Annotated in this window: 22 protein-coding genes and 1 tRNA gene; 13 read left to right on the forward strand and 10 right to left on the reverse strand. The window is 69.0% G+C overall.

Annotation, left to right across the window (positions count from 1 at the left end):
• The first annotated feature begins 5 nt into the window (after positions 1–5).
• Together flgL and PGB34_RS02685 are read left to right on the forward strand one after the other, a co-directional pair.
• Positions 6–1,214, forward strand: coding sequence for a flagellar hook-associated protein FlgL (gene flgL / locus PGB34_RS02680; RefSeq protein ID WP_271426520.1), 1,209 nt, complete (start codon positions 6–8; stop codon positions 1,212–1,214).
• Positions 1,215–1,226: 12 nt separating this feature from the next.
• Positions 1,227–2,462, forward strand: coding sequence for a YuxH family protein (locus PGB34_RS02685; RefSeq protein WP_271426521.1), 1,236 nt, complete (start codon positions 1,227–1,229; stop codon positions 2,460–2,462).
• A gap of 9 nt (positions 2,463–2,471) precedes the next feature.
• Here PGB34_RS02685 and PGB34_RS02690 read toward each other — a convergent pair whose 3' ends face one another.
• Both PGB34_RS02690 and PGB34_RS02695 read right to left on the reverse strand, forming a co-directional pair.
• On the reverse strand, positions 2,472–3,671 hold the full coding sequence (locus tag PGB34_RS02690; protein WP_271426522.1) for an EAL and HDOD domain-containing protein: 1,200 nt from the start codon (positions 3,669–3,671) through the stop codon (positions 2,472–2,474).
• A gap of 289 nt (positions 3,672–3,960) precedes the next feature.
• On the reverse strand, positions 3,961–4,863 hold the full coding sequence (locus PGB34_RS02695) for a LysR substrate-binding domain-containing protein (RefSeq protein ID WP_271426523.1): 903 nt from the start codon (positions 4,861–4,863) through the stop codon (positions 3,961–3,963).
• 126 nt (positions 4,864–4,989) lie between these two features.
• Between PGB34_RS02695 and PGB34_RS02700 the strand changes: the two genes are divergently transcribed.
• From PGB34_RS02700 to PGB34_RS02740, 9 genes are all read left to right on the forward strand, one after another.
• Positions 4,990–5,976 carry a tripartite tricarboxylate transporter substrate binding protein gene (locus PGB34_RS02700; protein ID WP_271426524.1) on the forward strand — a complete coding sequence of 329 codons (987 nt, stop codon included), beginning with the start codon at positions 4,990–4,992 and terminating at the stop codon, positions 5,974–5,976.
• A 41-nt stretch (positions 5,977–6,017) separates the two neighbouring features.
• The gene (locus PGB34_RS02705; RefSeq protein WP_271426525.1) at positions 6,018–7,421 is read left to right on the forward strand and encodes an FAD-dependent oxidoreductase; all 1,404 of its coding nucleotides are present in this window, start codon (positions 6,018–6,020) and stop codon (positions 7,419–7,421) included.
• Positions 7,422–7,468: 47 nt separating this feature from the next.
• Positions 7,469–8,683 (forward strand): pyridoxal-phosphate-dependent aminotransferase family protein, encoded by a 1,215-nt coding sequence (locus PGB34_RS02710; protein WP_271426526.1) that lies wholly within the window; start codon positions 7,469–7,471, stop codon positions 8,681–8,683.
• Positions 8,684–8,798: 115 nt separating this feature from the next.
• Positions 8,799–9,806, forward strand: coding sequence for a LacI family DNA-binding transcriptional regulator (locus PGB34_RS02715; RefSeq protein ID WP_271426527.1), 1,008 nt, complete (start codon positions 8,799–8,801; stop codon positions 9,804–9,806).
• Positions 9,807–9,973: 167 nt separating this feature from the next.
• Positions 9,974–10,936: a Bug family tripartite tricarboxylate transporter substrate binding protein gene (locus tag PGB34_RS02720; RefSeq protein WP_271426528.1), complete on the forward strand. Its 963-nt coding sequence runs from the start codon at positions 9,974–9,976 to the stop codon at positions 10,934–10,936.
• 3 nt (positions 10,937–10,939) lie between these two features.
• Positions 10,940–12,325: a glucarate dehydratase gene (gene gudD, locus PGB34_RS02725; RefSeq protein WP_271426529.1), complete on the forward strand. Its 1,386-nt coding sequence runs from the start codon at positions 10,940–10,942 to the stop codon at positions 12,323–12,325.
• 113 nt (positions 12,326–12,438) lie between these two features.
• Positions 12,439–14,802 (forward strand): MBL fold metallo-hydrolase, encoded by a 2,364-nt coding sequence (locus PGB34_RS02730; protein ID WP_271426530.1) that lies wholly within the window; start codon positions 12,439–12,441, stop codon positions 14,800–14,802.
• A 69-nt stretch (positions 14,803–14,871) separates the two neighbouring features.
• On the forward strand, positions 14,872–15,765 hold the full coding sequence (locus PGB34_RS02735; protein WP_271426531.1) for a tetratricopeptide repeat protein: 894 nt from the start codon (positions 14,872–14,874) through the stop codon (positions 15,763–15,765).
• Positions 15,762–16,313 carry a DUF3299 domain-containing protein gene (locus PGB34_RS02740; protein WP_271426532.1) on the forward strand — a complete coding sequence of 184 codons (552 nt, stop codon included), beginning with the start codon at positions 15,762–15,764 and terminating at the stop codon, positions 16,311–16,313. Before PGB34_RS02735 ends, PGB34_RS02740 begins: the two co-directional genes overlap by 4 nt.
• A 222-nt stretch (positions 16,314–16,535) precedes the next feature.
• Here the strand turns inward: PGB34_RS02740 and PGB34_RS02745 are convergent, their stop codons facing one another.
• From PGB34_RS02745 to PGB34_RS02775, 7 genes are all read right to left on the reverse strand, one after another.
• On the reverse strand, positions 16,536–17,591 hold the full coding sequence (locus tag PGB34_RS02745; RefSeq protein WP_271426533.1) for a hypothetical protein: 1,056 nt from the start codon (positions 17,589–17,591) through the stop codon (positions 16,536–16,538).
• 345 nt (positions 17,592–17,936) lie between these two features.
• Positions 17,937–18,557: a DDE-type integrase/transposase/recombinase gene (locus PGB34_RS02750; RefSeq protein ID WP_271426534.1), complete on the reverse strand. Its 621-nt coding sequence runs from the start codon at positions 18,555–18,557 to the stop codon at positions 17,937–17,939.
• Between the two features lie 267 nt (positions 18,558–18,824).
• A tRNA-Ser gene (locus tag PGB34_RS02755) sits at positions 18,825–18,915 on the reverse strand.
• Positions 18,916–19,016: 101 nt separating this feature from the next.
• Positions 19,017–20,351 carry a serine--tRNA ligase gene (serS, locus tag PGB34_RS02760; protein WP_271426535.1) on the reverse strand — a complete coding sequence of 445 codons (1,335 nt, stop codon included), beginning with the start codon at positions 20,349–20,351 and terminating at the stop codon, positions 19,017–19,019.
• A gap of 37 nt (positions 20,352–20,388) precedes the next feature.
• Positions 20,389–21,369 carry a threonine/serine dehydratase gene (locus PGB34_RS02765; RefSeq protein ID WP_271426536.1) on the reverse strand — a complete coding sequence of 327 codons (981 nt, stop codon included), beginning with the start codon at positions 21,367–21,369 and terminating at the stop codon, positions 20,389–20,391.
• A 70-nt stretch (positions 21,370–21,439) separates the two neighbouring features.
• The gene (gene ispH, locus PGB34_RS02770) at positions 21,440–22,405 is read right to left on the reverse strand and encodes a 4-hydroxy-3-methylbut-2-enyl diphosphate reductase (RefSeq protein WP_271426537.1); all 966 of its coding nucleotides are present in this window, start codon (positions 22,403–22,405) and stop codon (positions 21,440–21,442) included.
• 7 nt (positions 22,406–22,412) lie between these two features.
• The gene (locus PGB34_RS02775; RefSeq protein WP_271426538.1) at positions 22,413–22,871 is read right to left on the reverse strand and encodes an FKBP-type peptidyl-prolyl cis-trans isomerase; all 459 of its coding nucleotides are present in this window, start codon (positions 22,869–22,871) and stop codon (positions 22,413–22,415) included.
• Positions 22,872–22,966: 95 nt separating this feature from the next.
• Between PGB34_RS02775 and radC the strand changes: the two genes are divergently transcribed.
• Complete coding sequence (gene radC, locus PGB34_RS02780; RefSeq protein WP_271426539.1) at positions 22,967–23,644, forward strand: RadC family protein; 678 nt, start codon at positions 22,967–22,969, stop codon at positions 23,642–23,644.
• A 90-nt stretch (positions 23,645–23,734) separates the two neighbouring features.
• Entirely contained in the window at positions 23,735–24,397 is a 663-nt protein-coding gene (locus PGB34_RS02785) for a Smr/MutS family protein (RefSeq protein WP_271426540.1), read from the forward strand.
• A gap of 16 nt (positions 24,398–24,413) precedes the next feature.
• On the opposite strand, the gene PGB34_RS02790 is transcribed toward PGB34_RS02785, so the two are convergent.
• Complete coding sequence (locus tag PGB34_RS02790; RefSeq protein WP_271426541.1) at positions 24,414–25,544, reverse strand: aminotransferase class V-fold PLP-dependent enzyme; 1,131 nt, start codon at positions 25,542–25,544, stop codon at positions 24,414–24,416.
• Between the last annotated feature and the right edge of the window lie 94 nt (positions 25,545–25,638).

Raw genomic sequence — 25,638 nt, forward strand, 5'->3', positions numbered from 1 at the left:
AAGCCATGGCCGGTTTCACCACGCGCATCTCGAGCGCCAACACTTATGACAACGCGCTGGAGCAGCTGATGTCGCGCCAGTCGCAGCTTTCAAAGCTGCAGGCGCAGCTCAGCGCGAGCAAGCGCGTGCTGCGCCCCAGCGACGACCCGACGGCCGCCGCGCAGGCCGAGCGCGCCATCACGCGCCAGGCGCGCGTGGCCAGCGAGCAGCGCTCGCTGGAGGTGCAGCGCAACGCCATCACCGTGGCCGAGTCCACGCTGGGCGATGCCGTGGCGGCCGTGCAGAGCTTTCGCACGCTGGTGCTGCAGGCCAACAGCGGCACCACCTCCAGCGCCGACCGCGCCAGCATCGCGCAGCAGCTGGTGGCGCTGCGCGACCAGTTGCTGGGCTACGCCAACGCCAAGGACTCCAACGGCCTGCCGCTGTTCGGCGGCCTGGGCAGCTCGGCGCAGCCCTTCGTCGACGGCGGTGGCGTGTCCTTCGACGGCATCGCGGGACAGAGCGCGTCTTCCGACGTGGGCGTGCCCGCGGCGCTCGACGGCTTCGCCACCTGGATGGACGTGCCCACGGGCAACGGCGTCTTCGGCATTGCCCGGGCAGGCGGCGGCACGGTCGGCACGGGCGGTGTCTCCACCGATGCCGGCCAGGTGCGCAACCCCGCCGAGCTGACCGGGCACCGCTACGAAGTGCGCTTTTCCGTCGCCGACGGCCTGACCACCTACGACGTGGTGGACCTGGACAGCAACAGCGCCGTGCAGACCGGCCAGCCCTACCAGTCGGGCCAGGCGATCAGCTTCGATGGCCTGTCCTTCGTCGCCAGCGGCACGCCGGCCCAGGGCGATGCGCTGAGCATCACGCCCAGCACGCGAAGCAGCCTGTTCGGCGTGCTCGACCAGGCCATCGCCACGGTGCGCGAGGACAGCGGCGCGCAGCTCAACCAGGGCGTGGCGCAGGCGCTGGCGCAGATCGACGCGGGCATGGCCCGGCTGTCGGCCTCGCGCGGGCGCGCGGGCGACCTGCTCAACCAGGTGGACAACATCGCCGCGCGGCAGGAATCGCGCGCGGTGCAGCTCGAATCCGACCGCTCGCGCGCCGAGGACCTGGACGTGGTCAAGGCCCTGTCGGAGTTCCAGACGCAGCAGACGGTCTACTCGGCGGCCCTGGGCTCGTACGCGCAGATCCAGAAGCTGTCGCTGTTCAACTTCATCAGCTGATCGCGGCGCCTCATGGCTCAATCGGTGCTTGGCAGCCTGGCGCTGCATTACCGGGCCCTGTGGTCGCGCAGGCGGCAGCTCGCCGGCCTGCAGCTCTTCGCGCACGAGGAATCGCCCGGGGCGGACGGCGGCCACCTGCTGCGCACGGTGTCCGAGCTCTGGTCGGCCCAGTCGCCGCACCTGCTGCTGTCGCCGGCCACGCCGAGCCTGCTCGAAAGCGTGCTGGCGCATGCCGATGCGCAATCGCCGCAGATCGACGTGCCCGCCGCGTGGCTGCGCCGGGGCGGCATCACTGCGGCCGTGCGCCGCGCGCACGAGCGCGGCGCGTCCATGCTGGTCTCGGGCGACGCCGCCAGCCTGCAGGCGCTGGCCGGCGCCACGGGTCTGTTCACGCACGTGTGCGTGGTGCTGGGCGAGCAGGACGCCGCGCAGGCCCTGCGCGTGGCCATGCAGCTGCGCGAGGACGTGGCCCGGGGCCGCTTCGGCACGCGCCCCGACAGCCCCAGCCCCGTGACGGCCGGCAGCCTGGTGGCGGGCGCCGCCGGCACGGCGCTGGTCCAGCACGCGCTGGACCAGCAGGGCGCCTGGGCCGTGGCCGGCTGGCCGACCGAGGACGTGCTGCACGGCATGCGCGCGCGCACCCTGCACCCCGGGCGCCGCGCCATCCTGCGCGTGATGAACGCGCTGGACCGGGAACTGCCGCTGGAGGCCATCGAGCACGCGCTGGCGCGCGACGCCACGCTGGCCTACCGGCTGCTGAGCTACCTCAACTCCGCGGGGCTGGGGCTGCGCGGCGGCGTGGCCTCGCTGCGCCACGGCGTGATGATGATGGGCCACCGCCCGCTCAACGGCTGGCTGGCCGAGCAACTCACCACGGCCGCCGATGACCGCGACCTGGACCCGATCCATGTGGCGCTGGGGCTGCGCGCGGCGCTGGCGGCCGAGCTGATGGACGCGGGCCTGGAGCAGGAGCTGCAGAGCGAGGTCTTCCTGACGGCCATGTTCTCGCAGCTGGACCTTCTGCAGTCGCAGCCGCTGCGCACCCTGCTGGCGCGCATTCCGCTGCCCGAGCGCATGCCCGACGCGCTGCTGCGCGGCACCGGCCCCTATGCCGGCGTGCTGCAGCTGGCGCGCGCGCTCGAAGGCGAGCAGCCCGCCGCGCTGCGGCAGGCGCGCGAGACCGCGGGCGTGGGGCTGGAGGAATGCAACCGCGCGCTGCTGCGCGTGCTGGCCCAGGCGAGCGATTGAGGCGCGGCTTCAGTCCAGCCGCTCGGCCCAATCGAGCGCCCGCGCATGGGCATCGACCGTCCAGTCGCGCGTGAAGCCGTGGCGCTGCGAGAGCAGGTCGATCAGTGCCTCGTCGCCCGACTCGCAGGCCTTGGCCATCAGCAGGTAGGGCGCGAAGACGCCGCGGCCATGCAGCACGGCCTCGCTCACTTCTGCAGGCAGGCTCACCAGCGACAGGGCTTCGCGCAGGTCCATGCCCAGCAGCACGTCGAGCATCGAGAAGGTGCCGGCCACGAAGGCCAGTTCGGCCTCCACCGGCGCCATGGTGCCGGCGGCCAGCAGCTCCATCACGCGGCCGCGCACGATCGCCACCGTGCTGGCCGCCGGCGCCACATGGTCGGCCGGCGAGCTGGCCAGCAGGATGGCCGTCCAGCGGAACAGGCGCTTCATGCCCACCGTCATCACGGCATGGCGGAAGGACGAGATCTCCAGGTGCCGGCCGAAGCCCGAGGTGTTGATGTAGCGCAGCAGCCGGTAGGACAGCGTGGGCTCGCGCTTGAGCAGCGCCTCGATCTCCGGAAGCTCGGCCTCGCTGCGCACCAGGTTCATCAGCTGGATCAGCGAGGCATAGGGCGCCACGGCGCCGCGCTGCGGGGGCTGGTGCTGGTGCTCGCCGTGCGAGAACCACATCCCCTCGAACAGATCGACGCCCGCATCGGACAGCCGTTCGAATTCATGCGAGGAGCGCAGGCCCAGCGCCACCGTCTTCACGGGGCCCTGCTGGCGCAGGTACAGGGCCATGCGCGCCAGCTCGTCGGGCGTGTGGGCGCGCATGCACAGCAGCACGTGCGAGACCAGCGGCCCCAGCGCCGGATGCTCCCTGAGCCAGCGCGTTTCCAGCGCCAGCCTGAAGCCCGCGCTGCGCACCTGCTGCAGCTGCGCGAGGTCGAAGGGCGCGTTGCCGCTGCCGTCGTCGGGGCTGGGTTGCAGCTCCAGCACCAGCCGGCCCGGATCGGGCGGACGGGGCGAGGCGAGCATCTGCGCCAGCTGCGCGCCGGTGCAGCTCAGGAAGTTCGGCTTTCTTGAAGGCGCGAGCCCGGCCGACGCATCGGGCAGGGACGGCGCGCCCAGGGCCTGGGGGGCGGCGGCGGATGCCTGCGGCTTCAGCGGGCCGACCAGGCGGTAGCCGGCGACCGCGCGGCGCCGGTCCACCAGAATGCGCCGGGCCATGGGGCTCGCGCAGGCATCGGCCTGCATGAACGCGTTCGCAGCGGTTTGCGCAGCTTGGGACATGTAGCAAAGAATGGAAAGGCACTGTCCAGCCCACGCCGGATCGATGCCTTCTCCATATCGGCGTAAAACGGCGCGGCTTGAGCCCTGTCGTCAATGGCTGCGTCCGCGTCGTCGCAACCCTTGGGCCCCCGTGCTCCGGCACCCGGTGCAGGCGGCCGCTGATGATGCATTCAGGGCCGTGAATGTGAACGCACAAAGAGGGAAAAAGGAAGTCTTTTTTCTCATATCAGTGGCGCCCAGCGGCCATGCTTTCGTTCCACACCTGCTCAAAGGCGTCGCAGAAGTTCTGATGCACCAGGGACAGGGGCCGGTAGGCATTGCGCAGGATGCGCACGTCCAGCGACTCCCTGGCACGGAAGGGGCGCACCACCAGGCCGCTGAAGGACTGGCCGGCGACCGCGGCCTGATCGACGATGGCAATGCCCGCGCCCGCCTGGGCGAACCAGCAGGCGCTGGCCGCGGAACGCACCTCGACGTCGAGCTTGGCCGAGCGCGCCGCCGCACCATAGGCGCGGCGCAGGCTCTGGCCGTAAGGCGTGCTGGCCGGCGAGGAGATGACCCGCTCGCCCGCCAGGTCGCGCGGCACGATCTCGCGCTTGGCGGCCAGCCGGTGGTCGCTGCGCATCACGCAGGCCAGGGCGCAGGCATAACGCCGCACCGCCGACAGGTTGGGATGGTCGATGGGCTGCATGGCGATGCCCAGGTGCGCGCTCTGGTCCAGCAGGGCTTCGACCATGATGGGCGCGATCCGCACCTCCATGCTGACCTTGATGCGCTCATGCCGTTCGTAGAGCAGCGCCACCGCGCGCGGCACGAGGTAGGTGCCCAGGCTGGCGGAGACGGCCAGGCGCAGCACACCCGAATGCGGGTCGCCCAGGCTGCGCGTGACGTCGCGCACGCGCTCCACGCCGCGCCAGAGGTTCTCCACCTCCTGGTAGAGCTGCTGGGCCTCGGGCGTGGGTACCAGCCGGCCTTTGATGCGCTCGAACAGCACCAGCCCGCTCTGCCGCGCGGCATGGGCCAGCAGCTTGCTCACGGCAGGCGGCGAGACATGCAGGATTTCGGCCGCCCCGCTGATGCTGCCGGTGAGCATGACCGCCCGGAACACCTCCATGTGTCTCAGATTCATCCGTCGATCCTCGCGCTTCTGCAATTAACCAAAGGTTAATGGATACCCCCTACTTTTCAATTGATCGATGGGCGCCCCCACCGAAGAATTTGCGCTGTTGCATCGCAGAAAACCAAGGAGACATCCATGACCGCGACTCGCTGGGCGACGCCGCCTTCGCGCCGGCTCGCCCTCCAGATCCTGGGGCTGGCCGGCCTCGCACCCGCCTTCCACGCCTGGGGACAGAGCTACCCCAGCCGCACCGTGAACCTGATCGTTCCCCAGACGGCGGGCGGCGCCGCGGACCGGCTGGCGCGCATCCTGGCCGAGCGCCTGGAGGCGCGCTGGAAGCGCTCGGTCATCGTCGAGAACAAGCCGGGCGGCGGCGTGGTCATCGGCAGCACCGCGCTGGCGCGCGCGCCACGTGACGGCCACACCTTCGGCCTGCTGGGCAGCTCGCTGAGCATCAACGCGGTCCAGCGCTCGGACCTGCCCTACGACGCCGTCAAGGACTTCACGCCGCTGGCACGCCTGGGCTACTACACGACGGTGCTGGTGGCCGACAGGTCGCTGCCGGCGAACAGCATCCAGGAACTGGTCGCGCTGGCCAAGAAGGAGCCGGGCAAGCTGTCCTTCGGCTCGAACGGCATCGGAACCGCCGCCCAACTGGCGGGCGAACTGCTCAAGCGCACGGCCGGCATCGACATGCTGCATGTGCCCTACAACGGCGCCGCGAAGCTGTACACCGACATGGTGGGCGGGCTGGTCCCGATGGGCTTCGCCGTGGCCAGCTCGGCCGAGCCCTTCGTCAAGTCCGGACAGCTGAAGGTGCTGGGCGTGACCAGCGCCCGGCGAAGCCCCCTCTACCCCGACTGGCCGGCCATCGCCGAGACCTACCCCGGCTACGAAGCCGTCAACTGGGCCGGCTTCTGCGGCCCTGCCGGCATCGCCCCGGCGGTGGCCGAGAAGATCTCGGCCGACATCGTGGCACTGCTCATGGACGAGCAGGTGGCGCGCCTGATGGCCGACATGGGCTTCGAGGTGGCGGCCCTGCCGCCCGAGGCCTTCGGCCGCTTCATCCGCGACGAGATCCAGCGCTTCGCCCAGGTCACGCGTCCCCTGCCGGTCAAGTAGTTTTCTGCGGCCACGCGCCGCCTTTCATCCTGCATCGATCCATGAGCACATTCAATTACCAACGAAGCATCCGCGCCGGCTCCGAATTCGACCTGGTGGTCGCCGGGGGCGGCCCGGCCGGCAGCGCCGCGGCCATCTGCGGCGCCCGCCTGGGTCTGCGCACCCTGCTGGTCGAGGCCACGGGCTGCCTGGGCGGCATGGGCACTTCGGGCCTAGTGGCCTCCTTCGGGCCGGTGTCCGACGGCGAGCGCATGCTGGCCGGCGGCTTCATGCGCGAGCTGCTGGAGCGCATGTGGCAGGAGAAGGCCTTCGGCCCGCAGGTGGTGCCCGAGTTCCTGCATTCGCAGCTCAACCGCTGGGTGCCCTTCAAGCCCGAGGCGCTCAAGCGCATCCTCGACGACTTCGCGGTCCAGGCCGGCGTGGAGCTGCGCTTTTTCTCGCGCGTGGCCGACGCGGAGATGGTGAACGGCCGCATCGACGGCGTGGTCCTGTCCAGCGTGGAAGGCCTGGAGTACATCAAGGCCAGGGCCTTCATCGATGCCACCGGCGACGCGGCCCTGGCCGCCATGAGCGGCGCCCAATGCAAGGTGGTGCTGCGTGACACCGACTCCGTCGCCCCCTCCACGCTGTGCTCCCTGATCGGCGCCATGAACTGGGACGACCCGGCCTACGGCTCGGACTGGCGCGGCGTGGATGCGGTCAAGGAACGCGTGCGCAAGGAGCTGGTGCCGCAGGGCATCGAGGACGGTTTCTTCTCGCAGGAAGACCGCTTCTTCCCGGGCATGAACAAGATCGGCCCGCAAAGCGCCACGCTGAACGCCGGCCATGTCTTCGGGCTCAACCCGCTGTCGGTGCGCAGCCTGTCCGACGGCATGGTGCACGGCCGCAAGCTCGCGGTGGAATACACCGAGTTCTACCGCCGCTACGTGCCCGGCTGCGAGCACATCGACCTGCTGAGCACGGCGCCCGTGATGGGCGTGCGCGACTCGCGGCGCATCGTGGGCGAGTTCGAGCTGACCATCGAGGACTTCCGCAACCGCAGGCAGTTTCCGGACCAGATCGCGGTCTACAACCGGCCCACCGACGTACACCCCACCAACACCTCGAAGGCCGAGTACGAGCGCTTCCTGCAGGACTTCCATGGCAAGGACAACCTGGGCCACGGCGGCAGCGTCGGCATTCCCTACAGCATCCTCGTGCCCAGGGGCTCGCAGAACCTGTGGGTCGCGGGGCGCTGCCATTCGAGCGACACCAAGGTGCATGGCTCGATCCGCGCGCAGTCGGCGGCCTACCTGATGGGCCAGGCCGCCGCCACCGCCGCCGCCCAGTCGCTCGCCACCGGCCAGCCCGCCTGCGACCTGGACACCGAGGACCTGGTCACGCGCCTGCGCGCAGCCGGCGCCTACCTGCCGCAGACCGGTCTCTCGCGCCAGATGACGCGCTAGGCGCGCCGCCTGCCTCGACCTCCTCCTCGACTCCGTTTTCCTTCGCCATGCTCAGCCTCAACTCACATCCCACGGGGAACCACTTCCTGCAGATTCCCGGCCCCAGCCCGGTGCCCGACCGGCTGCTGCGCGCCATGAGCCTGCCCACGATCGACCATCGCGGCCCCGAGTTCGCCCAGTTGGGCCGCCGGGTGATCGAAGGCATGCAGCGGATCTTCGGGACCGCGCAGCCGGTCGTGATCTACCCCGCCTCGGGCACCGGCGCCTGGGAGGCGGCGCTGTGCAACACACTCAGCCCCGGCGACAAGGTGCTGATGTACGAGACGGGGCATTTCGCATCGCTCTGGCACCGCATGGCCACGCGGCTGGGGCTGGACGCCGAGCTGATCGCCGCGCCCCGCGCCGACGAGTGGCTGCCGCAGGCCGGCCATTGGCGCCATGGCGTGGACGCCGACTTCATCGAGGCGCGGCTGCGCGAGGACACGCAGGGCCGCATCTGCGCGGTCTGCGTGGTGCACAACGAAACCTCCACCGGCGTGACCTCGGACATCCGCGCGGTGCGCGCCGCCATCGACGCCGCGCGCCACCCGGCTTTGCTGATCGTGGACACGATCTCGGGCCTTGCGAGTGCCGACTACCGGCACGACGAATGGGGGGTCGACGTGACCGTGAGCGGTTCCCAGAAGGGGCTGATGCTGCCACCGGGCATCAGCTTCAACGCGCTGTCGCAGCGGGCGCTTGAGGCATCGCGTGCCGCCCGCCTGCCGCGCGCCTACTGGGACTGGGAAGAGATCGTCGCGATGAACAGCACGGGCTACTGGCCCTCCACCCCCAACACCAACCTGCTCTACGCATTGGCCGAAGCCATCGAGATGCTGGAGGCCGAGGGGCTGGACCATGTCTTCGCGCGCCATCAAAGGTGGGCCGCAGGCGTGCGCGCGGCCGTCACGGCCTGGGGGCTGCCCATCCAATGCGCGGACGCGCGCTGCCACTCACCCGTGCTCACCGGCGTGATCACGCCTGCGGGCGTGGACGCGGACGCGTTGCGCCGCGTGATCCATGCGCGCTTCGACCTGTCCCTGGGTACCGGGCTGGGCAAGCTCAAGGGCCGCATGTTCCGCATGGGCCATCTGGGCAACATCAACGACCTGACGCTGATCGCGATGGTCGCGGGCGTGGAGATGGGGCTCCGGATCCAGGGCGTGCCGCTGGCGGGCAGCGGCGTCGAGGCGGCCATGCAGGTCTTTCGCGAAACGCACTGAGCCGCGGCGGCGGCGCCGCCTCCTTGCAGACGCTGCCCTTGTTCAGGCGGGCGGGATTGCAGGGAGCCGGCTGTCACAATCGGGGCCCCATCCGGCGCGCTCCGCCACTGCCATCTTGAGCATCCCCACCGCCAACAAGCCGTTCACCATCCAGGACGTCGCCCGCATCGCCGGCGTGTCCGCGATGACCGTCTCACGCGCACTCAACACGCCGCAGAAGGTGGCGCCCGACACGCTGGCGCGGGTCCAGCAGGCGGTGGCGCAGACCCACTTCGTGCCCAATGCCATGGCCAGCGGGCTGCGCCGCTCGCGCGCCAGGCTGGTGGCGGCGCTGCTGCCCACGCTGGTGGGCCCGGTGTTCCAGGAGATGGTCGAAGCGCTGGACCGGTCTTTGCACGACCGCGGCTACCAGCTGATGATCGGCCAGAGCGGCTACGACCAGGCGCGCGAAGACGATCTGCTGCGGGCCACCATCCAGCGCCGCCCCGACGGCATCGTGGTGACCGGCGTGGTGCGCAGCGAGGAAGGACGGCGTGCGCTGCGCGCCAGCGGCATCCCGGTGGTCGAGACCTGGGAGCTCACGGCCACGCCGGTGGACATGCTGGTCGGCTTCTCGCACGCGCAGATCGGCGCGGCGGTGGTGGACTACCTGCACCAGCGCGGCCATCGCCACATCGCGATGGTCAGCGCCGACGACCAGCGCGCACTCACGCGCATCGAGGCCTTCGATGCGCAGGTGGCCTCGCTGGGCCTGAGCAGGATCGCCCCGGCCTTCACGCGCCCGCCCAGCACCATGGGCAGCGGCAGGCAGGGCCTGCGCGAACTGCTGGCCCGCAACCCCGAGGTCACGGCCGTGTTCTGCAGTTCCGACATGCTCGCGCTGGGCGCGTCCATCGAGGCGCGCGAGCTGGGGCTTCAGGTGCCGGCGCAACTGGCCATCGTGGGCCTGGGCGACCAGGGCGTGGCCGCCGATGCCTCGCCCCCGCTGACCACCGTGCGCATCGACGGCACGCAGATCGGCCGGCTGGCCGCGGACATGGTGGTGGCAAGGGCCGAGGGCGGCTCGGTGTCGCCCTCCGTGGTCGACCTCGGCTTCTCGATCATCCAGCGCCAGAGCAGCTGAAGACGGCGGGCGGTCCACGCGCCAGCCCACCCGCCGACCTTCAAGTTACCGTTATCAGGGTAATCACGCACAGAACAACTCCCACTGTTGGTTATCGTTAACTCAACAACATGTTAACGATAACTTTGTCGCGCGCCGCAACAAAGGACAACTCCAGGAGATCAGTGATGAAGAAGTTGCTCACGGCCTTTGCCTGCGCCCTCGCGCTGGGCGCCAGTGCCCAGACCCCCGCCTGGCCCGAGAAGCCGGTGACCCTCGTGGTGCCCTTCCCGGCCGGCGGCTCCACCGACATGGTGGCGCGTGCCATGGCGCTGCAGATGCAGAGCACGCTGGGCCAGACCTTCGTGGTCGACAACAAGCCCGGCGCCACGGGCACGATCGGCGCCGCGCAGGTGGCGCGCGCAGCCGCCGACGGCTACACGCTGCTGGTCTCGTCGCTGGGCACCTTCGTGGTCGCCCCGCACCTGCTCAAGAGCGTGCCCTACGACGCGACCAAGGACTTCGACTACATCAGCGTGCCGGTGCAGGCGCCCAACGTGCTGGTCGCCAGCCTCAAGCAGAAGGAAGGCACCGTGGCCGAGGTGATCGCCTCGCTGAAGGCGCAGCCCGGCAAGATCAGCTTCGCAAGCTCGGGCGCGGGCTCGTCAGACCACCTGTCTGCCGAAGTGTTCTGGCAGCAGACGGGCACGCAGGGCCTGCATGTGCCCTACAAGGGCGGCGCGCCGGCCATCAACGACCTGCTGGGCGGCCAGGTGGACTTCTCGTTCCAGAACGTCAATGCCGTGCTGCCGCACATCAAGGCCGGCAAGCTGCGCGCGGTGGCCGTGACGGGCGACAAGCGCTCGCCCGTGCTGCCCGACGTGCCCACCCTGGCCGAGGCCGGCGTCAAGGGCGCCGAGGTCTATTCCTGGCAAGGCCTGGCCGCGCCCAAGGGCCTGCCGCCCGCGGTGAAGGACAAGCTCGGCGCCGCCGCCGTGGCCGCCATCAACGCGCCGGAGGTCAAGAAGCGCATGCTGGACCTGGGCCTGGAGATCGTGGCCAGCACGCCGGCGCAGTTCACGGCCTACCAGGCGCAGGAATACAAGCGCTGGAAGCAGCTGATCGAGACCCGCAAGATCTCGGTGGACTGATCGATGAGCGCAGACATCGCAGCCGGGCTGGCCCCGGCGGCGCCAGCGTGCGCGAACGCAGCTGGCGCGACACCCGTCGTGACCGACATGCGCGTGGTGCCGGTGGCGGGCCACGACAGCATGTTGATGAACCTCTCGGGTGCGCACGGGCCGTACTTCACGCGCAACCTGCTGATCCTCTGGGACAACGCCGGCCACATGGGCGTGGGCGAGGTGCCCGGCGGCGAGCGCATCCGCCAGACGCTGGAAGACGCCCGCCCGCTGATCGTGGGCCGCCAGATCGGCGCGTACAACGTGGCGCTCAATGCCATGCGTGCGCGCTTCGCGGACCGCGACAGCGCCGGGCGCGGCCAGCAGACCTTCGACCTTCGCGTGGCCATCCATGCGGTGACGGCGGCCGAGTCGGCCCTGCTGGACCTGCTGGGCCAGCACCTGCAGGTGCCGGTGGCGGCGCTGCTGGGCGACGGGCAGCAGCGCAGCGCCGTGCAGATGCTGGGCTACCTGTTCTACGTGGGTGAGCGCCGCAAGACCGGCCTGGCCTACCGCGAGGAAGCCGCGGCCCGCGACGACTGGCTGCGCCTGCGCCACGAGTGCGCGATGACGCCGCAGGCGGTGGTGCGCCTGGCCGAGGCGGCGCAGGCGCGCTACGGCTTCGAGGATTTCAAGCTCAAGGGCGGCGTGCTGCACGGTGACGAGGAAGTCGATGCCGTCACGGCGCTGCACGAGCGCTTTGCGCAGGCCCGCATCACGCTGGACCCCAACGGCGGCTGGCTGCTGGAAGACGCGATCCGGCTGGGCCGGCGCATGCGCGGCGTGGTCGCCTATGCCGAAGACCCGTGCGGCGCCGAGCGCGGCTTTTCGGGCCGCGAGGTGGTGGCCGAATTCCGCCGCGCCACGGGCCTGCCCACGGCCACCAACATGATCGCCACCGACTGGCGCGAGATGGCGCACACCCTGTCGCTGCAGGCCGTGGACATCCCGTTGGCCGATCCGCATTTCTGGACCATGGCCGGCTCCGTGCGCGTGGCCCAGCTGTGCCAGGCCTTCGGGCTGACCTGGGGCTCGCATTCGAACAATCACTTCGATGTGTCGCTGGCCATGTTCACGCATGTGGGGGCCGCGGCGCCCGGGCGCGTCACGGCCATCGACACGCACTGGATCTGGCAGGACGGCCAGCGCCTGACGCACGAGCCGCTGCAGATCGTCAACGGCCATGTGCAGGTGCCGCAGCGCCCCGGCCTGGGCGTGGAGCTGGACATGGCGCAGGTGGAACAAGCCCACCAGCTCTACCTGCGCCACGGCCTGGGCGCGCGCGACGACGCGGTGGCGATGCAGGCCCTGATCCCGGGCTGGCGCTTCGACCCCAAGCGCCCCTGCATGGTCCGCTGACGCGCGCTGCCGCCCCTGCGCCATCGCGCTGAAGGCACGCCGCCTTTTTCGCGGCGTGCGTGCATGCGTGCGACCGGTTTCCTGCCCACACACAACCAAGAGGAGACAGACTGATGAAATCGATCAACCGACCCTGGCGCCTGCTGCCCGTTGCCATCGCCGCCTCGGCGCTGCTGGCCTGCGGCGGCGGGGGTGGCGGCAACCCCGGCTTCTTCTTTCCAGCGCAGCCCCCTGCGCCGGCGCCCGCACCCAACCCGCCTGCACCGCCCCCGCCCGCACCTCCGGCCAGCGCCTCCTTCCGCGCGGCCGGCATCGTCTATGGCGCGCCCGAAGTGGGCGGCGGCCAGGTCAGCGTGGCCGTGCTCGCGCAGGATGGGCCGCGCAAGCTCACGCTGGACGCCGGCAGCAGCGACAACGCCGCAGCCGTCGCTGCCGCGCTGGTGCCCGGCAACCTGGTGGACTGGCTGCCCGGTGAAGGCGACAACACCGTGCAGCTCGCGCAGGACCCGGCCAGGACCTTCAACGTGATCCTGCGCAAGGGCAGCTCGGCCAACGCGCAGTTCGACGCCGCCAAGTACGGCCCCGAGGTCACGCGCAACAACGACGTGCCCGGCCCCATGGTGGCCGCCGGCTGGATCTACGGCAAAACGGGCGGCACCATCACCGTGGGCGACGGGCACATGGTGCGCGCCGACCAGGCCGGCCGCCCCTACACCGTGCCCATCAAGCGCTACGAGGAGACTTACTCCGTCTCGCCCGACGTCAAGGTCTTCAACGTCAACACCGCCAGCTATGGCGACAGTGCGGCATCGGACTACGCCTCCATCCCGGTCACGGCCGACTACCACTACAGCACCACCTCCAGGCAGGCCGCCTACCTGCTGTTCGACAGCAACCACGAGGCATCGGAGAAAGCCAAGGTCGTCGCGATCTGGTACTTCACGCCCAAGTCCACCAGCGACGGCAAGCCGGTGTGGGACGTGCCCTCACTGAGCCCCATGCTCGCCGACAAGGGCAACGACCCGATCTCGGGCCAGGCCTACGTGGACATCAACGCCACGGGCGTGACCAACGCACCCTACACGCGCAGCACCGAGCCCTTCGAGATGGTGAAGAACACCATGTACTACGTGGGCGACAACGAGGTCGCCTCGTACCTGTTCGTGGCCGACATGGGCACGCCCGCGGACAAGTCCGACGACAAGGTCATCAAGATCGACGCCGGCTGGCCCAACAGCGGCTACCAGTACTGGAAGAACATGGAGCTGCTGGGACTGGACCCGCGCTCGGTGACCGACATCTGGCTCACGCACGGCCATGGCGACCACTACGGCACCGTCGTCGAGCAGCTGCGCATGATGGACAACGCGGGCAAGCCGATCAAACTATGGGCCTCGAAGGAAGAGTCCTCGGGCATCCAGCAGGACCAGCGCGGCAACCCGTGGAACATCGCCGGCGCGCTGCCCGCATCCGAAACCGAGATCCGCGCGCGCACCACCGACTTCTACAAGTACGACGAGTGGTACGACTACGGCAACGTGCAGATCATGGTGATCTGGGCGCCGGGCCACACGCCAGGCACCACCAACATGCTGTTCCGCGTGAAGAACCCCGACGACGGCAAGTTCTACACCTTCGGCTACCACGGCGGCTATGGCGTGGGCAGCCTGGGCAGTCCCTCGGCCACCAGCGGCTGGCTGCGCCTGGCCTTCCAGGCCGGCTTCAGCTACCTGCAGCAGTCGCTGGAGGTGGACTTCGTTTCGCCGCAGCACACCAACCAGTTCCCCATCGTGGAGGTCTACCAGGGCCTGAAGGCCTACAACCGCGACCCGGCCAACGTGGGCAAGCAGATGACCATGCTCGAAGCGATGCGCTCGCGCGTCTACGACTCGCCGGAGATCGGCGGTGTCAAGATCACGAGCGAATTCGCCAACCAGCTGGAGAAGCGCCGCTCCGTGGTCTCTTACGCCACCAGCGACGCGGCCAACCCCTCGTACAAGAGCATCGAGACCTCGGGGCCCTTCAAGCCCGGGCGCGAGAACGGCTACGCGTCGGTGGCCGCCACCTTGCTGGACGGCGGCAAGATCGTCCAGGGCTTCGTCGGGCCGCAGAACAAGAACCCGAGCATTCCGCTCCTGGCCAACGGCATCGTCACCGCCACCGACCAGTTCACGAACGACCCGGGCGGCTACTACGTGCAGGTCGCGATCCAGGTGCAGGACAGCTATGCCGGCTACCTGCCCGAGAACACCACCCAGTTCAGCCCGGGCCTGAACCGCAACATCACCTACCGCGGCGGCCCCGTGGAATCGGTGCATGCCAAACCGGGTGAGGTGTTGCGCACGCAGCGGCTGGGCTCCCTCGCCGAGGCGCAGCAGATCCTGGCCACGCTGCAGGCGGGTCGCACGGTCAGCATCGGCCTCACGCCGGCCAGCGAGATCGTGGTGCCCACCGACGTGACGCAGACCTTCCGCTGAAGCGCCAGAGAAACAGGAGGTGGCGCCACAAGCGGCCCTCCTGTTTCCCTGACGAACCTCATGCGTGCCATGCCATTTCTGATCGATCGCAAGACCCTCGTGCGCGCCGCGCTGGTGCTCGCGGCCTTTGCCACTGCGCCATCGGCCCAGGCCAGCAAAGACAACAACGGCAAGGCGCGCCAGGCACAGGCCCAGCAGCAGTACGACCTGGCCAGCCAATACCAGTCGGGCCAGGGCGTGATGATGGACCGCGAGCGCGCGCTGCAGCTGTACACGCAGGCGGCGCAAAGCGGCTCGGCACCAGCCGCCTATGCGCTGGCGCGCCACTACAGCGGCCTGACGGGCCAGGCCGTGGACCTGGCGCGCGCGCACCGCTACCTGCAGCAAGCGGCCCAGGCCGGACACGCGCCTGCGCAAACGGAGCTCGCCTTTGCCTTGCTGCACGGCAATGCCGAAGTGCGCAAGGATGCCGCCGCCTCGCTCAAATGGTTTCGCGCGGCTGCGCAGGCCGGCTCGGTGCGCGCCTCGTGCCAGCTGGCTGACTTCTACCGCGAAGGCTGGGGCGGCATCGCGCCCGACCCTGCAGCCGCCGTGCGCCTGTACCGCGCCACAGCCAAGGCCGACGACCCCTGCGCCTCCAAGTCGCAGTACGCGCTGTACCTGGCGCACCTGCGCGGCGAAGGCGTTGCGCGGGACGGCAAGGCCGCCATCGAATGGCTGCGCAGCGCCGCCGACGCCGGCAACCCCCGCGCGCAACGCGCGCTCGGGCGTGCCTACGAGCGCGGTGAAGGCGTGAGCCGCGACCCCGCGCTCGCCCGCGTGTGGCTGCGCAAGTCGCGCGAAGGCGTGGCGCCGCACGACGACCACGAACACGACCTGCCCAGCTTCGGCGGCCCCGAACTGTTCAAGCGCCTGGCGCCCTTCACGCCCCAGTCGCCCGGCCCCCAACGCATCGCACCATGACGTTCAACCGCCGCACCGCCCTGCTGGCCGCCTGCAGCGGCCTGCTCGCCGCCCACCCGCTTGCGACGCTGGCCCAGGGCCAGGCGCCGAAGACCATCGGCTGGGACGACCTGCTGCCCAAAAACTGGAACCCCTGGGCCGACTTCCAGACCGGCGGGCTGGACCTGCGCAACCTCTCCGATGACGACCCGCGCGCGGCCGAGGCGCTGCGCCGCCTGCGCAGGATCTGGGACGACGCGCCCTTGAACGCGGCCATGGACGGCGCCCTGATCCGCCTGCCCGGCTACGTCGTGCCGCTCGAGGAAACGGCGCAGGGCCTGCGCGAGCTGCTGCTGGTGCCGCACTACGGCGCCTGCATCCACACGCCCCCGCCGCCCGCCAACCAGATCTTGCACGTGCTGCTGGACAAGCCCATGAAGTCGCTCAGCACCATGGACACCGTCTGGGTCAGCGGCCCCTTGAAGGCCCGGCGCGCCACCTCGGTCCACGGCGTCAGCGGCTACCAGCTGGCCGCCACGAAGGTCGAGCGGTATGCGCCTGGCCGGTAGAGTGCCTGGCGCCAGGCGAGTTCGACCGAAGGATGTTGGAGTCCTCGCGGCGGTATGTGTCTTGAACCTGAGCACCTCGCCCGTCACATAGTTGAGGCGCCGTCGTACTTGCGCGCGTCGATGAGCATGCCGTATGAGGCCGCATGAGAGCGGCCTGTTGGAAGGCAAAGTTCGATAGGCACCTCAAGGGTGTGCGAGCTTCGTACGGCACAGCACACTCAACTATGTGGAGGGCAAGCCATCAATCACACATGGACGCGCTGGCAAGCCATGTCGAATGTCCATCGCCCGTATGTCGTCCAACCTCGCCCGCCACCTCTTGAGCGGCATCATGAAAGGCTCGAAGCGATAGGCTCGCTGCAGCAGTGCGCAGGCCTCGCCTGGTGTCGTCCAGCGGATGGACTGATAGATGGCAACTTCGTATGTGCGAGGCAAGACAGGTGCTGCGCTAGGATTGTTGGCAACCTCATTGAATGCCTCCAAATAGGCCAGCCCATGTTCTTTGGTTCGAATGTCATGGCGGGAGAATCCCTTGGCCATGATTCGTTTGTCGATCTGTAGATCGGGGGTGCGCGTGTTAAGTGCTATGGCCTTCAACTGCAGCGCGTCCTGCTGAGGCCCTGATCCGCCATTCGCATAGCCAACGATACGCATGCTGCCATCGGCCGAGGTCTTGTTGGTCACGGATGGATAGTCGGCCAGTTGCCAGTAGGCAGCACTGGCTTCGTCGTTCTTGCCTTCTTTCTCCAAGGTTTGGGCCAGTGCCTGCAATTGCCCCTTGGCTTGTTCCAGGCGGCGCATCCGTGCCTCACTCGTTATGTCTTCGCCCGCGAGGGGGGCACGCGTCAGGGCCATCAAACGATCCAATTCTTCCATTCGCGGATCGATGGGTGCGGCCTGCGGATCACGCTGCAGCCGGATGGTGACTGTGTGCCGGCGATTGAGCATCGCCGTCCCTTCAATGGCTTGCGCCTGATACCCGCGCTTGATCGCTGCCATGACGTAGGGGTACTTCTTATCTGATGTCCTCGCCTCGTGATCTTCTCTATAGATACCTTCTACATCTGTTCGCCGGAACACTGCCACCGTCAAATCACCGGCGCTCAAGAAGTCATTCTGACTCGCATAGCGCGTGGCTATTCTTTGCATCGCTTCAAGGTTTGGCTCTCCTGTCTTGAGACCGACATCACGTGCCGTGCTGATCCACAGCGTGGCATCCGAAATCGGACGACCTTGCGCGTCGGTCACGTGCACTTCCATTTCAAGCCGATCAGTCATGAGCCTCCTTAGAAGCGGTTCTCCCTGGCCTTGGGCATGTCCACAGCCTCCCGTTGCAAGCAGCAAAATCAGGGCGAACCACCGCCGGAAAAAGGAACGCGTAGCTGGCATAGGCAATCACTCTCCATGTTTCCAGTATGAGCGGTTGTAGAAGTTACTCAGGGCGCTGTCCTGTCCTCGCGTCCATCTTGGCGCTGCGCACCTCGCCCGGAGGCGTTTTGACGTTGACAGAGGGCGTTTGGTCAGGATTTGCGTTGTTTCGGCCTTTGGGTCGGGGTGACCGCCGCTCGATTCTGCCTATTCCTTGAGCGGCGACGGTGCAGCCATGCCAGGCCTCCATTGGCGTCAGGCCGGCCAGGTTCTGATGAACCCGGACATGGTTGTAGAACCACACGAAGTTCCTGAGCGCCCGGCGCAGCGATGCCGCCGTGCCGGGCCGAACGCGGCCTGGAGCAAGGGCTTGAGCGTTCCGAACAGCCGCTCGATACGCCCGTTCTGCCAGGGGCAGCCCGGCTGACTGCGCCGGTGGCGAATGCCAAGCGCGCGCAGCGCCGTTTGCCACAGCCTGCTCGTGAACATCGCCTCGTTGTCGGTTCGGATCACCTTGGGCAGGCCATGGCGGGCCATCGCCAACAACAAGTAGCCCAGCAATGCCAGCGCGCACTTGCGCGGCAACTGCTTCAGGCACAGCAGCCGGCGCGAGCCATGGTCCAGGATGCCCAGCATGGCAAGGTGCATGCCCGGGCTCGTGGTGAAAAAGCTCAGGTCGAGCGCCCAAGTGTGATTGACCGGAAAGGGACGAGTCGCCTGCCGCCGCATGGCTTTCCTGCGCTGCGCGATCTCGGCGGCATGCACCTTCAGGAACTCGGCCACCCATGACTTGCCGATCGTCAGGTGCGCGCCGAAGCGGCGATTGAACAGGGCCTCGATCTGGCGGCAACTCAAGCCATGCGTGGCAAGGCGCATGACCTGCGATCGGACCCATGCGGGCTTGCGAGCGTTCTTCGGTACCGGACCGACTGCGGCACCAGGCTGCGCCATGGATCCGATGCGTCCTCAGCGGCCCCTTGAAAGCCCGGCGCGCCACCTCGGTCCACGGCGTCAGCGGCTACCAGCTGGCCGCCACGAAGGTCGAGCGGTATGCGCCTGGCCGGTAGAGCGCCTGACGCCAGGCGACTTCGACCCAACGAAAAAGGGGCTAGCAGTGAATGACTGCTAGCCCCTTTCGGTTCATGGCGGAGAGGGTGGGATTCGAACCCACGGTACGGGGAAACCGTACGCCTGATTTCGAGTCAGGTACATTCGACCACTCTGCCACCTCTCCACAAGACGCAAATTTGTCGAAGCCCTGCAGTATAGCAGGCCCGATGCGTCTTCCTGGCGGGCGGTGCGCAAAAAGTGCATGCGCCGCCGCGCGCCCTGCCCTCAGCCCGCGCGCAGTTCCTCGCAACCGCCCAGGTAAGGCTGCAAGGCCTTGGGGATGCCGATGCTGCCGTCGGCGCGCTGGTGGTTTTCGAGCAGCGCGACCAGGGCACGGCCCACGGCCAGGCCCGAGCCGTTGAGGGTGTGGACCAGTTCGTTCTTGCCCTGCGCGTTCTTGAAGCGGGCCTGCATGCGACGGGCCTGGAAGGCCTCGCAGTTGCTCACCGAGCTGATCTCGCGGTAGGTGTCCTGCGCGGGCAGCCACACTTCCAGGTCATAGGTCTTGGCTGCGCCGGCGCCCATGTCGCCCGTGCACAGCAGCACCACGCGATAGGGCAGCTCCAGCGCCTGCAGCACGGCTTCGGCGTGGCCCACCATCTGTTCGAGCGCGTCGTAGCTGTGCTCGGGATGGGTGATCTGCACCATCTCGACCTTGTCGAACTGGTGCTGGCGGATCATGCCGCGCGTGTCGCGGCCGGCGCTGCCCGCTTCAGAGCGGAAGCAAGGCGTATGGGCCGTCAGCCGCAGCGGCAGTTGCGCTTCGGGCGTCACGGTGTCGCGCACGAAGTTGGTCAGCGGCACCTCGCTGGTGGGGATCAGGTACAGGGCCTGCGTGTCGGGCACGGGCTCGGCGTCCTGCCCGCCCTTCTTGGCCGCGAACAGGTCCCCTTCGAACTTGGGCAACTGGCCCGTGCCGCGCAGGGTGTCGGTGTTGACGATATAGGGCACGTAGCACTCGGTGTAGCCGTGCTGCTGCGTCTGCAGGTCGATCATGAACTGCGCGAGCGCGCGATGCAGGCGCGCGATGCTGCCCTTCATGACGGTGAAACGCGAGCCCGCGAGCTTGACGCCCATCTCGAAGTCCAGGCCCAGCGGCTCGCCCAGGCTCACATGGTCGCGCGGCTCGAAGGACAGGGCCGGCGCGTCGGCGCCCGCGCCACCCACGGGGGCCCAGCGGCGCACTTCGACGTTGTCGGCCTCGCTGCTGCCCACGGGCACGCTGGCATGCGGCAGGTTGGGCACGCCCAGCAGCAGCGCCTGCAGCTCGGGCTGCAGCGCTTCCAGGCGCGTGGCGGAGCTTTCCTGCTCGGACTTGAGTGCGCCCACTTCGGCCATCAGGGCCTCGACGGATTCGCCCTTGGCCTTGAGCGGCCCGATCTGCTTGTTCAGCGCATTGCGACGGGCCTGGATTTCCTCGCTGCGCGTCTGCAGCGTCTTGCGCTCGGCCTCCAGGGCCGTGAAGCGCGCCACGTCGAGGTAGGGCTGGTCTTTCTTGCGGGTTTCGAGGCGGGCAACGACCGAAGGCAGGTCCTTGCGAAGCAGGTTGATGTCGAGCATCGGGTGATTCTAGGGAAAGGGGTTTTCTGGAACGCCGTCAGGCCAGCGAGGCTGGATCGACGTTGGCGCCGCAGATGATCAGGCAGACCTTGGCGCCGGCAGCAGGCCTGAACGCGCCGCTTTGCAATGCCGCCAGCGGCAGGGCCGCCGCGGGCTCGACGGCCAGGCGCATCTGGTTCCACAGCCACAGCTGGGCGCTGCGGATGGCCGCATCGTCCAGCAGATGCGCCTGCTGCACGTGGCGCTGGGTGATGCCCCAGGCGATCTCGCCGATGCGCCTGGCGCCCAGCGAGTCGGCCGCGATGCCACCCACGCTCACGTCCACGGGCTGGCCGGCTTCACGGGCGCGGTACAGCGTGGGCGCGGCCTCGGGCTCCAGCGCCACCACGTTGCTGCGCGCGCCGAACCAGGCAGCCAGGCCGCCGATGAGGCCGCCGCCGCCCACGCTGACCAGCACATGGTCGGGCAGCCCGCCCTGCGATTCGATCTCGCGGCCCAGCGTGCCGGCGCCGGCCACCACTTCGCTCTGGTCATAGGCATGGGTCAGCAGCGCGCCGGTTTCCTGCTGACGCGCCAGGCAGGCGTTCAGCGCGTCGACGTACAGATCGCCCACCACGCGCACGTCGGCGCCCAGCGCACGCAGCCTGGCGCGCTTGGCCTCGGGCGACACGCCGGGCAGATAAACCTCGCAGCGCACACCCAGGGCGCGCGCCGCCGCAGCGGTGGCAATGCCTGCATTGCCACCCGAGGCCACGACCACGCCGCTGGCCGGAATGGGATGGGCCAGCAGCCGATTCATCATGCCGCGGGCCTTGAAGCTGCCGCTGGCCTGCAGATGCTCCAGCTTCAGCCAGCATTCCACGCCCTCGAGTTCAGGCCCCAGGCCCAACTGCGAGGCCGGCAGCTTCCACAGCGGCGTCTGGCGCAGAAAGGGTCCGGTGTGCGGCGCCAGGCGCTGGGCCGAGAGTTCGATGGCTTCGCGCCAGTCCGTGGCGCCCATGGGTTCGGAAGCGTTCATGCGTGTGGATCCAGAAAAAGCTGCGGGCGCCCCTTGCATGAAGCGCCCGCTGGCTGGATGGCAAAACAGATCAGGAAATGTGATGCGGCGGCGCGGCGGCGTCACCCAGCTTCAGCCCCTTGGGCAGCGGGAACTTGAGCGTTTCCTCCACGCCCGGCATGGTGCGCACGGCCACCACCCCCAGCGCCTTGATGCGCTCGATCACCTGGCGCACCAGCAGTTCGGGCGCGGAGGCGCCCGCCGTCAGGCCCACGCGGGCCTTGCCGTCGAACCACTCCACCTGCAATTCCTCGGCCGAATCGATCATGTAGGCCGGCGTGCCCAGGCGCTGCGCCAGCTCGCGCAGGCGGTTGCTGTTGGAGCTGGTGGGGCTGCCCACCACGATCACCACGTCGACCTGCGGGCTCATGATCTTCACGGCATCCTGCCGGTTCTGCGTGGCGTAGCAGATGTCCTGCTGCTTGGGCTCGCGCACGGCCGGGAAGCGCGCGCGCACGGCGGCGGCGATCTCGGCTGCATCGTCCACGCTCAGCGTGGTCTGCGTGACCACAGCCAGCTTCTCGGTCTGCGCGGGCTGCACCTTGTGCACGTCCTCCACGTCCTCGACCAGGTGGATGCCGCTGGAAAGCTGCCCCATCGTGCCTTCGACCTCGGGATGCCCCTTGTGGCCGATCATGATGAACTCGTAGCCTTCCTTGGCCAGCTTGGCCACTTCCACGTGCACCTTGGTCACCAGCGGGCAGGTGGCATCGAAGATGGCAAAGCCGCGATCGCGCGCCTCCTGCTCCACGGCCTTGCTCACGCCGTGCGCGCTGAACACCAGCGTGGCGCCGGGCGGCACCTCGGCCAGGTCCTCGATGAAGATCGCGCCCTTGGCCTTGAGTTCGTTGACCACATAGGTGTTGTGCACGATCTCATGGCGCACGTAGATCGGCGCACCGAACTTGGCGATGGCGCGCTCCACGATCTCGATGGCGCGGTCCACCCCCGCGCAGAAACCGCGCGGTTCGGCCAGCAGGATTTCGTTCACGGCCATGGGCGCCTCAGAGAACACCGATGAGCTTCACCTCGAAGGTGACGGGCTGACCGGCCAGGGGGTGGTTGAAGTCGAACTGCACCGCCGTGTCGCTCAGGGCGATCACGGCGCCCGCGTAGCTGCCCGTGCCGTCGGGCGTGGGGAACTGCACCACGTCACCCACGGCGTACTGTTCGTCCGGGTCGCCCAGCTGGCGCATCAGCGAGCGCGCCACCCACTGCTGCATCTCGGGATTGCGCTCGCCGAAGGCCTCGCCGGCGGGCAGCTCGAAGGTGGTGTGCGTGCCCTCGGCCAGGCCCAGCAGGCGCTGTTCCATGGCCGGCGACAGTTCGCCAGTGCCCAGCGACAGCGTGGCAGGCTTGTCGGCGAAGGTGTTGATGATGTCCCCGGCCGGGCCGGCAAGCCGGTAGTGCAAGGTGAGGAAGGAGCCGGGCTGAACCACGGCCGCAGAAGTAGGCAAGGACAAGGGCGGGCCCCGATAAACTGGTCCCGGATTTTAAAAGAGGGCCTGTGCGGGCGCCCGAATGGCCTGGACAGAGCCCCCAAAGGGAGGGAGATGTCATGGGTCTGAAGGATCTGCCGGCCGACGCGCGCCCGCGTGAAAAGCTCATCGCGCGCGGCGCCGCGGCCCTGAGCGACAGCGAGTTGCTCGCCCTTTTGCTGCGCACGGGCATGGCCGGCACCCATGTGCTGCAGCTGGCGCAGCAGCTGCTCGACCGGTTCGGCGGCATTGCCGGCCTGCTGCAGGCCAGCGCCGAAGACCTGCGCCAGGTCAAGGGCCTGGGCGGCACCGCCAAGCGCGCGCAGCTGCTGGCGGTGCTGGAGCTGGCGCGCCGCGCGCTGGCCCAGCAGCTGGCGGCCCGGCCTGCCTTCGATGCCCCCCAGGCCGTGAAGGACTACCTGCAGCTGCACCTGGCCCATCACCCGCACGAGGTCTTCGCGGTGCTGTTCCTCGACAGCCAGCATCGGCTGCTGGCGCTGGAGGAGCTGTTTCGCGGCACCCTGGGCCAGACCAGCGTGTACCCGCGCGAGGTGGTGCAGCGCGCCCTTCATCACCACGCGGCGGCGGTGGTGCTGGCCCACAACCACCCCAGCGGCGAAGTCCAGCCCTCGCGGGCCGACGAGGCCCTGACCCAATCGCTCAAGGCCGCGCTGGCGCTGGTGGACGTGCGCGTGCTCGACCATGTGGTGGTCGGGCCGGGGCGCAGTCTTTCGATGGCGGAAGCCGGCCTTTTGTAAGATGGACGCAGGCTGACGCGAGACGCCTGCGCAACCCCTGCGCGCGCAGACCCCTTCCCGATGCATCCGCCCAATCCCTCGCCCGTCGCCATGCCCAGTCGTCCCCCTTCCCTCAAGAGCCTCGCCGATCTGCGACAGGTCCAGCGCGAACTGGCCGAGCAGCGCGAGCAGCAGGCGCAGGCCGAAGCCCGGCGCGCCGCCGAGGCCAAGAAGCAGCTGGCCGAGAAGAACCTCTTTGCGCGCGCGATCGGCGCCGACACGGGTGCCACGCGGCCGCTGCGCCACAAGCCGGTGGTGGTGCTGGCGCCCACGCCGCCCGAACCCATCGCGCGTCAGCACCTGCGCGACGAGGCGCAGGCACTGCGCGAGGCGCTGAGCGACGAATTCGACGTCAGCACCCTGCTGGATGCCGACGACCAGATGAGCTTTCGCCGGCCCGGCGTGGGCACGGAGGTCACGCGCAAGCTGCGCGCGGGCCACTGGTCGCTGCAGGGCCAGATCGACCTGCACGGCCTGCGCAGCGACGAGGCGCGCGAGGCGCTGGCGCAGTTCATCCGCCAGTCATGGCGCAACGGCCTGCGCTGCGTGCGCGTGGTGCATGGCAAGGGCCTGGGCTCGCCGGGCAAGCAGCCCGTGCTCAAGCTCAAGGCGCAGCGCTGGCTGATCCAGAAGAAGGAAGTGATGGCCTTCGTGCAGGCCCGGCCGTCGGACGGCGGCGCGGGCGCGCTGGTGGTGCTGCTGGCGCCGTCGTAGCGCCCTTTTGCCCCGGCTACGGCGCGATCTTGTCCAGCGCTGCGCGCAGGTGGCCCACGCTGCGGTCCACGTTCTTCCACTTCTCCAGCCCGAACAGGCCGATGCGAAAGCTCATGAAATCCGGCCCTTCGTCGCACTGCAGCGGCACGCCCGAGGCGGTCTGCAGGCCGAGCTCGATGAACTTCTTCGCGCTCTGGATGCCCGGGTCGGTGGTGTAGCTGACCACCACGCCCGGGGCCTTGAAGCCCTCGGCCGCCACGCTCGGAAAGCCGCGCGATTCGAGCAGCGCGCGCACCTTGTGGCCCAGCTCCATCTGCGCGGCCCGGACGGGCGCAAAGCCCCAGTCGCGCGTTTCACGCATCACGTCGCGCAGGCGCACCAGTGCATCGGTGGGCATGGTGGTGTGGTACGCATGCTGGCCCTTCTCGTAGCCCTCGGCGATCTGCATCCACTTCTTCAGATCGCACGAGAAGCTGCTGCTGGTGGTGCCGTCGATGGCCGCGCGCGCGCGTTCGCTGAGCATCACCATCGCGCAGCAAGGCGAGCCGCTCCAGCCCTTCTGCGGCGCGCTGATCAGCACGTCCACGCCCGTGGCGCGCATGTCCACCCACATCGCGCCCGAGGCCACGCAGTCGAGCACGAAGAGCGCGCCCACCTCGTGCGCGGCGTCGGCCACGGTGCGCAGGTAGTCGTCGGGCAGGATGATGCCGCTGGCCGTTTCCACGTGCGGCGCGAACACCACCTTGGGCTTTTCGGCGCGGATCGTCGCGGCCACCTCCTCAGCCGGGCATGGCGCCCACGGGGCCTGCGGGCCGTCGCCCTGCCTGCGGGCCTTGCAGACCACCGCGCCGCCACCGAGGCCGCCGGCGTCGAAGATCTGGCTCCAGCGGTAGCTGAACCAGCCGTTGCGCACGATCAGCACCTTCTCGCGGTTGGCGAACTGGCGCGCCACGGCTTCCATGCCGAAGGTGCCGCTGCCGGGCACCAGCACGGCCGTGTGGGCGTTGTAGACCTCCTTGAGCATCGAAAGGATGTCCTGCATCACGCCCGTGAAGCGCTTGGACATGTGGTTGAGCGCGCGGTCGGTGTAGACGACCGAGAATTCGAGCAGGCCGTCGGGATCGACGTCGGGAAGCAGTCCGGGCATGGGGGTCTCCAGGGGGGCGGTTCAAGGCACAGGGCGCGCGCAGGTCGGGCGCCGGTGCGGGCGCAAAAGTGTAGGCTAGCCTCTCTTGGCCGCG

The sequence above is a fragment of the Xenophilus arseniciresistens genome (assembly GCF_028023875.1).
Lineage (GTDB): Bacteria > Pseudomonadota > Gammaproteobacteria > Burkholderiales > Burkholderiaceae_C > Xenophilus > Xenophilus arseniciresistens.